Genomic DNA, 1,273 nt, shown 5'->3' on the forward strand with positions numbered 1-1,273 from the left:
ACTCGGGCTGCGCGAGGCGGCCGGCACCGAGCACCGGCGGGCGGCCGACGCCGAGGCACGCGCGCGGGCCCTGCTCCCCGACGACTTCGCCGGCACCGGGGCCGCGGGCCTCGCGGCCGCCGCACGCAGGGCCGCCGAGGAAGTGGGCGGACTGGAGTCGGCCCGCCGCGGTGAGCGCCGGCTCGCCGAACTCGCCACCGAGCAGAAGGCGCTGGACCGTCAGGAGCGCGCCGACGAGGAGGTGCTGCAGGACGCCGGGCACTGGCTCGCCGAATGGGAGACGACCAGGGCCGGCCTGCAGACCCGTGTCGAGTCGGCCCAGGAGGCCGCCGCCCGCGCCGAACAGCTGGCCGTCCGGCGCGAACCCGCCACCTCGCGGCTCGCCGCCGCCCGGCTGCGCGACCAGCTCGCCGCGGACACCGACCGGGCCCAGGCGCGGGTGCTCGCCGCGCGCGAACGGGCGGCGGAGGCCCGCGACCACTGGCTGGACCTCAAGGAGCAGCGCCTCAAGGGCATCGCCGCGGAACTCGCCGCGGCCCTCGTGGACGGCGAGGCATGCGCAGTCTGCGGCGCCACCGAGCACCCCGCCCCCGCCCGCAAGGTCGACGGGCACGTCGGCCGGCGGGCCGAGGACGCCGCGCTCGCCGCTTCCCGGAGCGCCGACGAACAGCGAGCCGAGGAGGAGCGGCGGCTCGGGACGGTGCGCGAGGCGCTGGCCGCCGCGACGGCCGAGGCGGGGGACACCCCCACCGCGCAACTCGCCGAGCAGGCCGAGGAGCTGGAGCGGTTGCACGTCCGGGCGCGGGATGCCGCCTCGGGGCTGCACGCGGCCGGTGAGGCGCTGCGGCAGGCCGAGCAGGAGCACCGGCGCCGGTCCGCCGCGCACCAGGAGGCCGCCGTGCGCGGCGCGTCACGGACCGCGCGCAGGGAGAGCCTGGTCCGCGAGATGACGGCCCTGGAAAGGGAGTTGGCGCAGGCGAGGGGGCCGGCGGGCAGCGTGGCCGAGCGGGCCGCCCAGCTGGAGCGGCGGGTCTCGGCCCTCACCGGGGCCGCCGACGCCGCGCGCGTGGCGGCGGACACCGCGCAGCGCCTCAAGGACGCCGACGCGCGCCTCGCCGACGCGGCCTTCCGCGCCGGGTTCGACACCCCGCAGGACGCCGCCGACGCCCTCCTCGACGACGCGGCCCACCGGGAGCTGCAACGACGGCTCGACGCCTGGCAGCAGGAGGAGGCGGCGGTCCGCGCGGTGCTCGCCGAGGCCGGGACGGCGGCC

The 1,273-nt window shown here is 79.7% G+C and carries 1 pseudogene; it reads left to right on the forward strand.

The features are described 5' to 3' along the window. Nucleotides 1–1,273, forward strand: a pseudogene (locus tag KM933_RS38640) (AAA family ATPase); the annotation flags it as partial.

It is taken from the genome of Streptomyces beigongshangae, from assembly GCF_019710745.1.
Lineage (GTDB): Bacteria > Actinomycetota > Actinomycetes > Streptomycetales > Streptomycetaceae > Streptomyces > Streptomyces beigongshangae.